The sequence below is a fragment of the Mesorhizobium sp. KACC 23794 genome, assembly GCF_052180275.1.
GTDB lineage: Bacteria > Pseudomonadota > Alphaproteobacteria > Rhizobiales > Rhizobiaceae > Kumtagia.
The window spans coordinates 1,279,092-1,292,507 of sequence record NZ_CP197465.1; the positions used below are offsets into that span (position 1 = coordinate 1,279,092).

The 13,416-nt window shown below is 62.4% G+C and carries 13 protein-coding genes; 6 read left to right on the plus strand and 7 right to left on the minus strand.

From position 1 onward, the window contains the following. Positions 1 to 8: 8 nt before the first annotated feature. On the minus strand, positions 9 to 1,022 hold the full coding sequence (locus tag ACSBOB_RS06455; RefSeq protein ID WP_442583657.1) for a LacI family DNA-binding transcriptional regulator: 1,014 nt from the start codon (positions 1,020 to 1,022) through the stop codon (positions 9 to 11). A gap of 182 nt (positions 1,023 to 1,204) precedes the next feature. Continuing rightward, the gene (locus tag ACSBOB_RS06460; protein ID WP_442581626.1) at positions 1,205 to 1,549 is read right to left on the minus strand and encodes a hypothetical protein; all 345 of its coding nucleotides are present in this window, start codon (positions 1,547 to 1,549) and stop codon (positions 1,205 to 1,207) included. 126 nt (positions 1,550 to 1,675) lie between these two features. Between ACSBOB_RS06460 and ACSBOB_RS06465 the strand changes: the two genes are divergently transcribed. From ACSBOB_RS06465 to ACSBOB_RS06490, 6 genes are all read left to right on the plus strand, one after another. Beyond that, on the plus strand, positions 1,676 to 2,698 hold the full coding sequence (locus ACSBOB_RS06465; protein ID WP_442581627.1) for an ABC transporter substrate-binding protein: 1,023 nt from the start codon (positions 1,676 to 1,678) through the stop codon (positions 2,696 to 2,698). 30 nt (positions 2,699 to 2,728) lie between these two features. Beyond that, on the plus strand, positions 2,729 to 4,990 hold the full coding sequence (locus ACSBOB_RS06470) for an ABC transporter permease (RefSeq protein WP_442581628.1): 2,262 nt from the start codon (positions 2,729 to 2,731) through the stop codon (positions 4,988 to 4,990). A gap of 1 nt (position 4,991) precedes the next feature. Then, positions 4,992 to 6,065, plus strand: coding sequence for an ABC transporter ATP-binding protein (locus ACSBOB_RS06475; protein ID WP_442581629.1), 1,074 nt, complete (start codon positions 4,992 to 4,994; stop codon positions 6,063 to 6,065). 833 nt (positions 6,066 to 6,898) lie between these two features. Beyond that, positions 6,899 to 7,705 carry an alpha/beta fold hydrolase gene (locus tag ACSBOB_RS06480; protein WP_442581630.1) on the plus strand — a complete coding sequence of 269 codons (807 nt, stop codon included), beginning with the start codon at positions 6,899 to 6,901 and terminating at the stop codon, positions 7,703 to 7,705. A gap of 14 nt (positions 7,706 to 7,719) precedes the next feature. Beyond that, complete coding sequence (locus ACSBOB_RS06485; protein WP_442581631.1) at positions 7,720 to 8,379, plus strand: glutathione S-transferase; 660 nt, start codon at positions 7,720 to 7,722, stop codon at positions 8,377 to 8,379. After that, positions 8,376 to 9,008 carry an EthD family reductase gene (locus ACSBOB_RS06490; protein WP_442581632.1) on the plus strand — a complete coding sequence of 211 codons (633 nt, stop codon included), beginning with the start codon at positions 8,376 to 8,378 and terminating at the stop codon, positions 9,006 to 9,008. Before ACSBOB_RS06485 ends, ACSBOB_RS06490 begins: the two co-directional genes overlap by 4 nt. 3 nt (positions 9,009 to 9,011) lie before the next feature. Here ACSBOB_RS06490 and ACSBOB_RS06495 read toward each other — a convergent pair whose 3' ends face one another. From ACSBOB_RS06495 to ACSBOB_RS06515, 5 genes are read right to left on the minus strand one after another with little or no spacing between them, the layout of a single operon-like run. Continuing rightward, entirely contained in the window at positions 9,012 to 9,446 is a 435-nt protein-coding gene (locus ACSBOB_RS06495; protein WP_442581633.1) for a nuclear transport factor 2 family protein, read from the minus strand. Then, positions 9,446 to 10,279 (minus strand): SDR family NAD(P)-dependent oxidoreductase, encoded by an 834-nt coding sequence (locus ACSBOB_RS06500; protein WP_442581634.1) that lies wholly within the window; start codon positions 10,277 to 10,279, stop codon positions 9,446 to 9,448. The genes ACSBOB_RS06495 and ACSBOB_RS06500 overlap by 1 nt, the downstream gene beginning before the upstream one ends. A gap of 10 nt (positions 10,280 to 10,289) precedes the next feature. Beyond that, on the minus strand, positions 10,290 to 11,363 hold the full coding sequence (locus ACSBOB_RS06505) for a mandelate racemase/muconate lactonizing enzyme family protein (protein WP_442581635.1): 1,074 nt from the start codon (positions 11,361 to 11,363) through the stop codon (positions 10,290 to 10,292). Between the two features lie 27 nt (positions 11,364 to 11,390). Then, the gene (locus ACSBOB_RS06510; RefSeq protein WP_442581636.1) at positions 11,391 to 12,827 is read right to left on the minus strand and encodes an NAD-dependent succinate-semialdehyde dehydrogenase; all 1,437 of its coding nucleotides are present in this window, start codon (positions 12,825 to 12,827) and stop codon (positions 11,391 to 11,393) included. 45 nt (positions 12,828 to 12,872) lie between these two features. Further along, complete coding sequence (locus ACSBOB_RS06515) at positions 12,873 to 13,415, minus strand: hydrolase (protein ID WP_442581637.1); 543 nt, start codon at positions 13,413 to 13,415, stop codon at positions 12,873 to 12,875. Between the last annotated feature and the right edge of the window lies 1 nt (position 13,416).

Genomic DNA, 13,416 nt, shown 5'->3' on the forward strand with positions numbered 1-13,416 from the left:
GCGCAATCCTAACGCGGCCGCACGGAGCGCCGCCAGACGGGCGCTGCCATGAAGCGGCCACGCTCGATATCCTCGACGCCGCTGCCATCGATCAGGCTTATGATGTAATCCGCCATCGCGTCGACCGGCTGCCGGAATGTCGTCAGGTTGTAGGCCGACCAGCCGGATTGTTCGATGTCGTCGAAACCCACCACGCAAATGTCGGCCGGTACGTTCAGGCCGAACTCGTAGCGCGCGGCGTCCATGAAGCCGCAGGCCAGCAGGTCTGTCGCGCAAAAAGCGGCGTCGGGACGGCCCGAACCGCTGAGCAGCAGTCGTCCTGCTTCGAAGCCCGTGGCGTAGCTGGTCGGGCCGGAGCGCACGACCGTTACCTTCAATCCCGCTTCGGCAGCAGCCGCTGCGAAGCTGCGTTCGCGCGCCACGATGCTCGGCGTTCCCGCCGTCGAAGAAATCACTGCAAGTGTCGAGCAGCCGGCACGCGCCAGCATATGGAAGGCTTCGCGCGCCGCCTGGTGATTGTCGACGGAAACGTTGGCGGGGCCTTCGGGATGATTGTCGCGGTTGATGAGGATGACCTGCTGGCCGTTGTTCACGCAGGTACGGATCAGGCTTTCCGGTGGAGCGCCGGACAGAACGATGCTGGCGGCGGCGCGATAGTTCAGCGTCTGCCTGAGCGCTGCCTCGAAGCTAGCACTCTCCCCGGAGGTGTTGATAAACATGCCGACGCGTCCGATCCGCTGTAGCCGTCGGGTTAGCGCTTCTAGCATGCGCGACTGATAGGGAGTACTGATCTCGGCGCCGATCAAGCAGACGATCAAGCTTTCTTCCTGAATAAGACTGCGCGCGAGGTGATTGACGTGGTAGCCGAGCAGGTCCGCCGCCCGCAACACCTTCTGCCGTGTTACGTCGGAGACGCTGGCGCCTTCTGTGAACGTCCGCGATACCGCCGAGCGCGATACGCCCGCGAGTTCAGCCACCTGCTGCGCGCTGACGAACGACCGTTCAGCCCTGGCTTCCGACAAGAGTTCCCCCACCTCGAACGTGCAACGGTGAAAACCTGTGCACGAGAACCTCCAACCTAAGTTAAATCCTATGCCAATCGCCCTCGGACGCCCGTGCTTTCTTGCCAGTTCCGCGATCCGCAATTCGTGTCATGACCGATTCCGGCGTAGTTAGCGAACGTACGAGACTGGCAAGTTCAGGCTCATCGATCAAGGTCACCGCATCCTGCGGGCAGAGCCATGCCCGCTGGCGCTTCCCGACTTCCTTCCAAGCCTCGTTTTCTTTGTCGACGGCAAGCAGAAAGACCGTCACACGCACTGGCACGAAGCCGGCCGCCAAACTCGCGCGCTTCGATCTCAGCCGCCTTGCGTGCGCTTTTGCCTTTCACGGGCCAGCCCTTGGGCACCAGGAAGCGCTGCGTGCCGCGGGACGTGACGAGGAGGATCTCGATCCCGCCATCTGCAGCGACGCGGAACGGGATGGCAGCGATCTGCCGTATGGTCTTGCCGTCCTTGGCCCTGCCGATGGCCTTACTGTCGTTCGCCATTTCATACCTTCATTCGAGAATCTAAAATAGCGCAATGAACACGATTGCAAAATGCGGAAAATGCAACCAAAGTCGGGCGGATCGCAAATAGGCGAAATTTCCACGGCAACTTTGGGAGGAAGCCGCATGAAAAGACATCTTTATTCCGTCGCTATCGCCGCTCTGCTCGCATCAGCGGCAGGCGCCGCCAACGCCGAAAATCTCACGGTCTACTGCGGCGCGGACGAGACATGGTGCCAGCAGATGGCGCGCGGCTTCGAGGAAGCGACCGGCATCACGGTCGACATGACGCGCAAGAGCGCTGGCGAGATCTATGCCCAGATCAAAGCCGAGGCGGCCAATCCGAAGGGCGACGTCTGGTGGGCCGGGACCGGCGATCCGCATCTACAGGCGGCCGAGGAAGGCCTGACGGAAGAATATACGTCGCCGAGGGAAGGCGAACTGCTGGACTGGGCCGTGAAACAGGCAGAGGCCGGCCAGCACCGCACGGTCGGTGTCTATTCCGGCGCGCTCGGATTCGGCTACAACAAGGACCTGCTTGCCAAGAACAATCTGCCCGAGCCGAAATGCTGGGCCGACTTGACCAAGCCCGAATATAAGGGACAGGTGCAGATCGCCAATCCGAATTCTTCCGGCACCGCCTACAACACGCTGGCAACGATGGTGCAGCTGTTCGGCGAGGAGAAGGGCTTCGAGTACATGAAGGCCCTGCACAAGAACATCAACCAGTACACCAAGTCAGGCTCGGCCCCGATCAAGGCGGCCGGCCTTGGTGAAACGACCATCGGCATCGTCTTCATGCACGATGCTGTGGCACAGACCGCCGCCGGCTTCCCGATCGTCACGGTCGCGCCATGCGAAGGCACGGGCTACGAGATCGGCTCGATGTCGATCATCAAGGGTGCGCGCAATCTCGACGCAGCCAAGAAGTATTATGACTGGGCATTGTCGGCGGAAGTCCAGTCGAAGGCACAGGAGGCCAAGTCGTTCCAGCTGCCGTCTAACAAGTCGGCAACTCAGTCGCCGCTGGCTCCGGATCTGTCGACGATTAAGCTGATCGACTATGACTTCAAGAAGTACGGTTCTAGCGAGGAGCGCAAGCGTCTGCTGAAGAAGTGGGATGACGAGGTGGCCTCGCTTCCGCAATAACAGGACATGCGCAGGCGCGATGTTCCCACAATGATCCATCCGACCGCCGCCCTTTGGCTGGCGGTCGGATGGATCGGTTTTGCCGTGCTGCCTTGGTATGGCCTCGACGGCAATTTCTTTTCGCTCAGCTGGCTGTTTCAAGGCTATCCGCTCGACGACGATGTCGCACCTGCCCTGTTTCTCATCCTGCAGGGCATGAAACTCTGGCTGGCGCCGTTTGGCGTGCTGCTCGCTGCCGGCTTCCTCCTTTGGCGCCGGCCAAAATCCGACCGCCAGTTTGGCACCGTGCTGCTCTGGATCGGTGCCGTCGGTCTCGCCTGGATGATCGTTCAGGGCTTCGGCGTCGGCTTGCGCGGCTGGCGCTTTGAGTGGCTGAACGCGACGTTCGGGGATTTGCAGGACCGGCAATTCGGGATGGGCTATGGCGCGATGCTCACCGCCGGCGCGTTCCTGTTCCTGTTCAGCCTTGGCCTTGCGTCCAGGGGCGCCGTCGGGGGCGACGTTTTTGTCGTCGGCTCGATCAGTTTCGTGGTCGCGGTGGTCGGGCTTTTCGTCTTCATGCCGATCATCCAGATGCTCGGCAACGCGTTGGTGACCGAAGACGGCGTCTACTCGGTCGGCGCCTTCCTGCAGAAACTGTTCAGCGCGAAACTTTGGAGCCTCGACTGCCTTGCAGGCGGCTCACGCTGCGGCGTCGCTTGGAATTCGCTGCTGCTGGCAGTGCTAGTTGGAGTGTTTACCACGCTGCTTGGCCTTGCATTCGCATTGGTCGCCACGCGCACTGGCTTCCGCTACCGCAAGGTACTTCGCGCCCTGACCGTACTTCCCATCATCACGCCGGCCTTCGTCATCGGGCTGGCAGTGATCCTGTTGTTCGGGTTATCCGGCGCTTTCACGCAATTCTTCTCCACCCTTTTTGGCGTGCAGCCGACGCGCTGGGTCTATGGACTGCCGGGCCTGCTGATCGCACAGATACTCTCTTTCACGCCGATCGCCTTCCTGGTGATGATCGGCGTTGTCGAGGGCGTCAGCCCATCGATGGAAGAAGCTGCGCAGACATTGCGCGCCAATCGCTGGCAAACCTTCCTGACGGTGACTCTGCCGCTGATGCGGCCTGGCCTCGCCAACGCCTTCTTGCTTGGCTTCATCGAAAGCATGGCCGACTTCGGCAACCCGTTGGTGCTGGGCGGCAATTACGATGTCCTGTCGACCGAGATATTCTTCGCGATAGTCGGAGCGCAGAACGACCCAGCCATGGCGGCGATTCTCGCCATCGTGCTGCTGTGCTTCACGCTCGCCGCCTTCTACGCGCAGCGGAGCTGGCTCGGACGCCGCTCCTACACCACCGTCTCCGGCAAGGGCGATTCCGGCATGCACGCACGCCTGCCAAACGTGCTCCGCTACACGCTTTATGGCGTCGTCGGCTTCTGGGTGACACTCACGATCGTCGTTTACGCGACCATCGTCTATGGCAGCTTCGTCAAGCTCTGGGGCGTCGACCACACGTTGACGTTCGCTCATTACACGCAGGCCTTCGCCGTGGCCTGGAACGAGTTCGGGTTGCACTGGCGCGGCTCGGCCTGGAGCTCTTTCTGGACGACGATCATCATTGCCCTGGTCGCCGCCCCGCTGACCGCGGCCATCGGCTTGATCACGGCCTGGCTCTTGGTGCGCCAGAACTTTACCGGCAAGAATGCCTTCGAGTTCGGGACGATGCTGTCTTTCGCAATCCCGGGGACGGTCATCGGCGTGTCCTACGTCATTGCCTTCAACGTGCCCCCGATCGAGTTGACCGGCACCGGCATCATCCTCGTGCTGTCGTTCATTTTCCGCAACATGCCGGTTGGTGTGCGTGCGGGCGTCGCCTCGATGTCGCAGATCGACCGTTCGCTCGACGAGAGTTCGCTGACGCTTGGCGCCAGTTCGGCGCAGACATTCCGGCTCATCGTGCTGCCGCTTTTGAAATCCGCGATCGTCGCCGCTCTCGTCTACTCATTCGTGCGCGCGATGACTGCTATCAGCGCGATCATCTTTTTGGTCAGCGGCCGCTACGACATGGCGACAAGCTACATCGTCGGACGCGTTGAGAATAACGAATACGGCATCGCCATCGCCTATTCGACGGTGCTGATCGTCGTGATGCTCGCCGTCATCGGCTTGATGCAACTGATCGTCGGCACCCGGCGGCTCGGACGTCGCCTGGATGGCGGACCGGGGCTTTCGGGGATGCGTACCAACACCGCGCTCCCCGGTGTGCAGACCGGACAGACGGCAATCGCAGGGGCGGGTTGAGATGGCGAAGATACGCAGCAACGCCGCCTCGGTCAGTTTCGAGAACGTTACAAAGATCTATCCGGGCGGCAGTGTGCCGGCGGTCAACAACGTGTCCTTCACCATCGAGGCAGGCAAGCTTATCACCCTGCTCGGTCCGTCCGGATGTGGCAAGACCACGACCTTACGCATGATCGCCGGACTCGAAATGGCAACGAAGGGCCGCATTCTGATCGGCGACGCCGATGTCACGCAGCTGCCCGCGACGGATCGCGACGTGTCGATGGTGTTCCAGTCCTACGCGCTCTTCCCGCACATGACGGTCACGGAGAATGTCTCCTACGGATTGAAGTTCTCGGGCTTCGACAAGAAGGAAACGGCGGCCCGCGCGCATGCCGGGCTGGAACTCGTCGGCCTGTCCGGCTTTGAAAACCGCCTGCCCAGCGAATTATCGGGAGGCCAGCAACAGCGCGTCGCCGTGGCGCGCGCGCTCGTGCTGGAGCCGCAGGTCTTGCTCTTCGACGAGCCGCTCTCCAATCTGGACGCCAAGTTGCGCCGGCATGTGCGGGAGGAAATCCGCGAGATACAGCAGAACCTCGGCCTGACCGTCGTCTACGTCACGCATGACCAGCAGGAAGCGCTCGCCGTCTCCGACCGCATCATCGTCATGAACCGCGCGGTGATCGCCCAGGATGGTGCGCCGCGCGATCTTTACGACGCTCCGGCCGACGCCTTCGTCGCCGATTTCATCGGCGAGGCCAACATCCTGCCTTGTGAGATCGTCGCGGTCGAAGCGGGAAAAGCGCAGGTCAAACTCGGCGACATCACGCTCACCTTGCCCGCCAGAGGCAGGGTGGCCGGTCCGGCGAAACTGGCGGTGCGGCCGAGCCGTATAGTGCTGGCGGAGTCCGGCGCCCGGGGCAGCCTCCCCGGCCGGATCTCAAAGGCGACCTATGTCGGCAGCCATATGGAATATGTCATCGATCTGCCGACCGGCCCGGTATTCGTCGTCACTCCGGAGGTCGACCAGCCGCTCGAGGCGGGAAAGGCCGTCGCGGTTCAGTTTTCCGCGAGCGGGCCCGTTCTGATCGGCTAGTGTATGGCTGTCGCCTGCTTAAGTCGCGTCCCTGGCGAACCTGCGGCGCTGCGCTGCCTTCCGAACCTAACGCCCTTAGTGGCAAATTCGCGTGCTCTTGAGAAAATTGCATAGGCGCGATGAGCGGCTTCGATAGCAGGTTCCAACGCGAGCGGACTTTCCGCGAGCCTCTCGCGTGCGCAATTTCAGGAATGCTGCGAACCGCCGGACGTGAAGAACGTAGTCTTGATGCGTGTGGGCGCCGAGGCCCCGCATGAGCTTGTCGTGCTGCATGCGCTGGAAGCGGCGAAACGGTTGCGTCAGTCGATGGTGTAGCCTTGGCGATTTCCTCTCGTCGAAGGGAACTCCATGGTCGGCTTGCTCGCCGCTACGGCTCAATGGCTTTGAATACTATGCCATCTCAGGCCGTAACGCCGCTCCCGCGAAGCGGGTTCGTGCATTGGGGCTCAATGTCGTCGTCCCGGGTTGGGCGTCAGCGTCCGCTTTCATGCAAAGGCAAAGATTGCGTGAACGGCGGGAATGGGGGCGCATTGCCGCCGAGGCGAGTGCCATACTCCTCAGGGCGCAGGACGATCGCAGTCACCCACTCATCGACTATCTCCATGCATCGGAACCTGCCAACTTCGTGAGACTTCTGCGCGCCGCAAATCCTCTTGCTCGAGGCAAATGGCAGAGGATTAACTCGATCCGAAACCGGGTGCGACTTTCATTTGATTTTTGTTTCATTGGTCGAAATTACCGTCTTTGCCGGGTTGTGAGGTCGGCTTTCATGCCGGAGCATGTCGATCGGGTCCCCGGGTCGCGCCAGCGATCCCAGATAAGGGAAAGGTCGGATGGATCACATCGAGCTCAACGGCACCTCGCTTCGCTACGACATGTGCGGAGCCTCGGGACCAACGCTGGTTCTGATACATGAAATGGGCGGGATGATTGAGAATTGGGACCTGGTGGTGCCCTACCTTTCGGACCGCTACTCGATTCTGAGATATGACAGCCGGGGGTGCGGACTTTCCGCTAAGGTAAGCGGCGCGCTTTCCGTCGAGGTGCTGAGCAACGATCTGGCCGCTTTGCTCGACGCGCTGGATATCCGGGAACCGGTCGCGATCGCTTCCTGCGCGCTTGGCGCGGCAACGGCCTTTGCATTTGCGGCTCGTTTTCCAGCGCGGACGGCGGCAGTGATCGCCATGAGCCCCGCCATCGACATGAAACCGGAAGACCGGCCGGCAAGGCACGCCATGCTGGAGAACATCCTGCGCGACGGGATGGGTTCGATCGTCGACGGAGCCATGGCGAGCGGCTACCCGGAAACGCTGCGCAAGCGCGATCCGGAGCGCTTTCGGGCTTTCCGCGCACGCTGGCTGGGGAACGACCCCGACAGCTTCGTCGCACAGTACCGCCTGCTGATCGACATGGATATCGCCCATTACCTTGGACAGATCAAATGTCCCGCGCTCGGCATCGGCGGCACGCTCGATATCTTCAGGACACCCGAATATGTGCGCGCAGTCATGCGCGCCATACCCGACGTCGAATTCCTGACGATCGAGACGAGCCACCACCAGACGGTCGAGACACCCGATGAGATAGGCCAGGCAGTCCGTGACTTTCTGGACCGCCGCCAGTCGCGATCTGCCGCGTGAGACGGAGTACCGCCATGAAACTCTACTATTCGCACCGCTCGCCCTATGTCCGCCTGGTCATGGTGGCGATCCATTGGACCAAACTGGCTTCGCGCATCGAGTTGATGAATACGGTGGTCAGCATCTACAGCCCGTTGCCGGGTCTCATGAAGGACAACCCGCTGACCAAGATCCCGACGCTCGTCCTGGATGACGGTTCGACGCTCTACGATTCCCGTGTCATCTGCGAGTATCTGGATGGCCTCCATGAGGGCCAGCGTCTCTTTCCGTCCGAAGGCCGGGATCGCATGGAGGCTCTGCGTCGGCTGGCGCTTGGACACGGGCTCATTGATCTGCTGCTGATCTGGCTCACCGAGAGGAACAGGCCCGGCGCGCTCCAGACGGAAGAGTTCGTGAGCGCGCTGAGAGACAAGTACAGCGCCACCGTCGCGGCGATGGACTCGGAAGTGCCGGACCTTCGAGCCGGACCGTTCACGATCGGCCACGCGGCCATCGGAACCGCACTGTCGTATTCCGACTTCCGCTTCCCCGATGTCGACTGGCGGAGCGGCAATCCGGATCTGGCGAAGTGGCATGGCGAGTTCGTCAGGATCCCGGCGGTGGCCGCCGATCCCTTTTTCGACGACATCGCAGCGGCGAAGGCGAAAGAGGCGCAGGCGGCGAGACCCGCATGATCGTATCGACCAGCCTCATCCGCAGACGGGACGATCTGACGAACGAGCAGTTCCGTCGACACTGGCTCGATCCTCACGGACCGTTGACCGCGCAACTTCCCGGCACGCGGTACTATGACCAGAACCACGTTCTGCCGGACGCTTCCGGAACCAACGCCACCGCTCGCGCCCTGAGGATCGATGGCTTTCCGATCCTCGCCTTCGACAATGCCGAACGCAGGCGCGAGGCCCACACTTCGCCACAGATGGCGGCCTGCAACCTGGACTCGCGCGATTTCATCGGAGCGGTCTCCCGGGTGATCGGTGATGACGGCAGCGCGCCTCGCCCGCGGTCCGTTGGACTGATCAAACAGTTGCTGCTTCTTCCGAGCGGCGGGGCCGCGTCCGACCTCCCAGGCCTGATGTCCATGCTGGACGGTATTGAAACGTCGATCGTTCACGACATCCTGGAACAGGGGGCGGCACCAAACAGCACCGTTCCATTCATCGGCGTCGATGTCGAAGCGTTTGCCGAGGTCTGGACGCGCACGCGGCAGGACATCGAGCGCAACGCGGCGAAGCTCGCAGACATTGCTGCGAGCCTCGCCACCTTCGAAGTGGACGTCGTCAACTTCATCTGGAACGGTTGAGCGCTACCGATTGTTCAGCAGACCCATGTTGCCGACAATGTCGTGGACCAAAGTCTTGCGGCTGTAACACCAGCGTCCGTCGATCTGCCTGAATGTGTCGCGGTAGGTTCCGCCCATCACCGGGATTAGACCGTCGACGGACTCTCTGATGATCAGATAGTCCGAATGGGCGGTCGCCGTATCGCCGTCGACCGTGATCACCGAGTTGCAGATATAATGCTTGCGCTGGGGGCCGTTGCCCTTCGTGGGAACCACAGTCGCGAGAAAGGCGGTGATCTCCGCGCGCCCGGTTACCGTCCCATAGTTGGCCGTCCACGTGCCGTCTTCCGCGAAAAGGGCAGCGACGCCCGCAAAATCGCAGGCATCCAGGGCGTGGCAGTACTTGGCCATCGTCTCCCGTATGCCGTCCTTGGCCAGTAGAATCTCCAACGTGCTCATCAGCGGCTCCGATCTTCGCTATTCATGGACAATGGGTCGGCATGGGCCAGTAGCGTAGTGAGCAGGGACAGCTTCTGCTCGATGCGTTCGATGGCATCCTGGCCCAGTATCAGATGCGGCGGGGGATTGCGTTCCACCGAGAATGCCCAGATCGCCGCGGCGGCGGCCTCGACATCGCTGCCTCGCGTCCCGGCATGCCGCCGCAGATCTTCGATCCGGTCGTGAACCAGACCGTCATAGTCCGCGATCTGCTCCCCAGCCCGCCATATCGACGAACCGTTGAATGCCGTGCGCATGCCACCGGGCGCGATGGACGATACGCGAATGCCAAGATCCGCCACCTCCTTGCGCAACGCTTCGGTAAGTGCCTCCAGCGCGAACTTGGTTGAGCAGTAGGCGCCAGTCCCGGGATTGGCGACGAAGCCTGCAACGGAGCCGATATTGAGGATCAGTCCGCTGCGACGATGGCGCATTCCCGGCAATACGGCGCGGATCAGATTGGCCGCGCCGAAGAAGTTGACGTCGAAGAGCGTCCGCAGTTCCGCATCGCTGGTTTCTTCGATCGCACCGTGCAGTCCCTGTCCCGCGTTGTTGACCAGCACGTCGATCGGGCCCACCCATTCTTCGACTTTGCGAATGGCGTCGTCCACGCTGGCGATATCGGTGACGTCGAGCACGACCGGCAGTGCCGTCTCGGGAAATTCCGCGGACAGCCCGAGGTTTGTTCCGGCCGTCCGGGCGGCTATGGCAACCCTTTCGCCCTTTCCCAGAGCAGTTTTCGCGATGGCAGCGCCGAGACCCTTGGTGCCACCCGTGACCAACCACGTGCGCATGGCCTATCCCCTACGACAGCTTGTAGCGGGCGACGGCCGAGTCGTCGATTTCGAGGCCAAGGCCCGGCTGATGTCCGAGCTCGAGCATCCCCGCTTTCGGCCAGGGCACATCGCGGAACATTGGGTAGGACCATGGCATGTATTCCACGGTCCACCCATTCGGGATCGCTGCAATCAGGTGCACCTGGATCTCAGGCGCGAGGTGGCTGACGACCGGCCTTTCGCATGCATGCGCAAGCTTCGCGATATCGAGCCACGGCGTAATGCCGCCTGCCCGAAACGGGTCGATCATCACATAATCCGGCAGTGCAAGATCGACGAGGTGCCTGAAGCCGCTTGCCCCGTACATATACTCGCCGGTGGCGATCGGAATCGACAGATCGGAAAGCAGGCGCGCCTGTCCGGAGAAATCGTCGTGCGCAATGGGGTCCTCGAGCCAGCACAGGTCGAACTCGCCCAGTTGCGGTCCCATTTCGAGGGCCTGCTCCACTGACCAGCGCTGGTTGATGTCGCACATCAGTTTGACATCGTTGCCCAACACCTCGCGGATCCGGGCTATTCGCTCGACCTCCCTCACCGGCCGGTAGTCTCCGGGAAGCGCCAGCTGCATCTTGACCTGTGTGTAGCCCGCTTCGACCAGCTTCGCACTCGAACGCAAAGCCGTGTCCAAATCCAACTCCCGCATCAGAGCGCCGCTTGCATAGGTCGGCACCGGAGACCCATCCGCACCCAGAAGCTGCCAAAGCGGCTGCCCGGCAGCCTTGCCGCGAATGTCCCACAGCGCAATATCGATGGCGGCCAGCGCAAGAGTGAAGATGCCGGCGGGGCCGGAGCCCGATGCGGCCGCGAATATCCTGGCCCTCAGCGCCTCAGGCTGCAGCGGGTCGAGGCCAACGCAAAGCTCCGCCATGTCCTCGACTGCGGCCTTCAGCGCACGCGACAGCCCTGCCCCGAGGAAGGTGAAGCCGATCCCTTCCACCCCGCCATCGGTTTGCAACCGGAGCAGGACCGTCGGCCGCCTTGCTCCGGGGTTCGCCGGTTCTTGCGCGAGCGGTTCGTCCGCCGGGAGGCCGAGCAGAGTCACCTCGTATCCTGAGATCCGCACTTGCGCTCAATCCACGAGCGAGTGGGTGACGAATTTTGACACGAGGTAGCCCTCCATCGCCTCGGTTCCGCCCTCCGAGCCGTATCCGCTGTCCTTTACGCCTCCGAAAGGCGTTTCCGGCAGGCCGAGGCCGTGATGGTTGATGGACACCATTCCGCTTTCCACGGCCTCGCTGACCATCGCGGCGGTCCGCGCCGAGCGCGTGTAGGCATATGCGGCAAGACCATACGGCAAGCGGTTTGCTTCGGCGATCATGCTGTCGAAGTCGGGAAGCGGCTGTAGCATCATGACTGGGCCGAATGGCTCCTCGCTCATCAGTCTGGCCTCTCGCGGCACATTCTCGAAGATTGTCGGCTGGAAGAAGTTGCCTTCATTGCCAACCCGCCGGCCGCCTGTAAGCACCGATCCGTTCAGATCTATCGCATCCTGGACGAAGGCCTCCATCGCATCCAGCCGGCGAGGATTGGCCAGCGGCCCCATCTCCACGGCGGCGTCCGCACCGTTACCTACCTTGAGGCTGCTCACGCGTTCAAGGAGCCGATCCCGGAATGCCGAGTAGACCTTCTCGTGAACAAGGATGCGGGCTGGGGAAGTACAGACCTGCCCGGCATTCCGAAACTTGAACCCGGTCAGGAGGGTGGCGGCGCGGTCGAGGTTGGCATCCTCGAAGACCAGCGTCGGTGAGTGCCCGCCAAGTTCCATCGTCGCGCGCTTCATGTGCGCGCCGGCGAGGGAGGCGAGATGCTTGCCCACCACCGTCGAGCCGGTGAAGGAAATCTTCCGAATGGTCGGGTGCGGAATGAGAAAGGCTGAAATCTCGGCCGGCTTGCCGTAGACAAGGCTCACGACACCCGCAGGAACGCCAGCGTCATGGAAGGCCTGGACCACATGCGCCAGGGCCAGAGGCGTTTCCTCGGGACCCTTCAGGATCACCGAACACCCGCTTGCCAGCGCCGCACCCACCTTGCGCGCGGCCTGAGCCAGCGGAAAGTTCCAGGGGCTGAACGCCGCGACCGGCCCGACCGGCTCCCTGATCACGGACAGCCTTACGTCGGCTGCGCGCGACGGAATGATCCGGCCGTAAACCCTGCGACCTTCCTCGGCAAACCACTCTATCAGGTCCGACGACGACTCGACCTCCTGGCGGGCCTGTGCGATCGGCTTCCCCTGCTCGCGCGTCAGCAGCGGAGCAATGATCTCGGCACGCTCGCGGATGAGCGCGGCCGTCTTTCGCATGAGGCGGCAGCGCTCGACTGCCGGCGTGGCGCGCCATTGCCGAAAGCCGCGGTCTGCTGCTGCGCAGGCATCCTCAAGGTCTTCCCGGCTGGCGACCGCGACACCGCCGATCGGGCGACCAGTGGCAGGATCAAAAAAGTCCTGGACCTGCAACCCGGCGCCGTCCCGCCAGGCGCCGTCAATGTAAAGCTTCACGATCTCGGCCATTGTGTTCCTCGATGGCTTGACCGGACGGCGTCGGGCGCCTCCAGATCACTGTATGAGTTTGCTCAGTTCCCTGAAATCCGGCGATCCGGCCGTCTCCAGCAGCTCGAAGACGACCATCTCCGTGGTGACCACCGACACCCCGGCAGCTGACAATCTCGCGGACGCCGCCTGCTTGCTCTCGCCCGTTCGCGAGCCGCAGGCATCGATCGCGACGAAAACGTCGAAGCCCCTGGTCTGAAGATCCAATGCCGTTTGAAGCACGCAGACATGGGCTTCAACGCCGCAGAGCACCGCCTGCTTGCGCTGGGTCGCCTCCAGGCGGTTCATGATCGCCATGTTACGCGCGCACGAAAACTCGAGCTTCTCCATTATGGAATGCGCAGGCAGGAGTTCAGAAAGCCCGGGAACCGTGCGCCCGAGCCCCTTCGGATACTGCTCGGTGACAACGACTGGCGCCTCGCGTCTGGATGCGGCCTTGACCAGGATGGCGCAATTCCGCTCCACATCGTTCCCGCCCGAGATTGCCGGCAGCAGGCGTTCCTGCATGTCGATCATCAGGAGAAGCGAAGTCGCCGCGTCGATGAGCATG